The sequence below is a fragment of the Pseudomonas sp. 8 R 14 genome, from assembly GCF_900005955.1.
In the GTDB taxonomy this organism is placed as follows: Bacteria; Pseudomonadota; Gammaproteobacteria; order Pseudomonadales; family Pseudomonadaceae; genus Aquipseudomonas; species Aquipseudomonas marginalis.
The window spans coordinates 9,735-10,239 of the sequence record NZ_CVTH01000093.1 but is presented as its reverse complement, the minus strand read 5'-3'; the positions used below and the strand labels follow the sequence as shown (position 1 = coordinate 10,239).

Genomic DNA, 505 nt, shown 5'->3' with positions numbered 1-505 from the left:
ACGCCAACCCAGGCATCGCCCTGGACGGTGAAAACCTCGCCTACGTGATCTACACCTCGGGCTCCACCGGACAGCCCAAAGGGGCGGGCAACCGCCATTCAGCCCTGGCCAATCGCCTGCAATGGATGCAGGAAGCCTACCGCCTCGATGTCAGCGACACGGTGCTGCAAAAGACCCCGTTCAGCTTCGACGTATCGGTGTGGGAGTTCTTCTGGCCGTTGATGACCGGCTCGCGCCTGGTGGTCGCCGCGCCGGGGGATCATCGCGATCCGAGCAAACTGGTGCGCCTGATCAATGCCGAGCAGGTCACCACGCTGCACTTTGTCCCGTCGATGTTGCAGGCCTTCCTGCAGGAGCCGACGGTTGCGACTTGCCATACTCTGCACCGCATCGTGTGCAGTGGTGAAGCGTTGCCGGTGGATGCCCAGCAGCAGGTCTTCGCCAAGCTGCCCCAGGCCGGTCTCTACAACCTGTACGGCCCGACCGAAGCCGCCATCGACGTAAC

General features: G+C 63.4%; 1 protein-coding gene. It reads left to right on the top strand.

Going from position 1 to position 505, the window contains the following annotated elements; translation table 11 throughout:
- Positions 1–505: AMP-binding protein (locus tag BFQ01_RS33175; RefSeq protein ID WP_256097806.1), on the top strand; the 505-nt coding region annotated here is incomplete at both ends.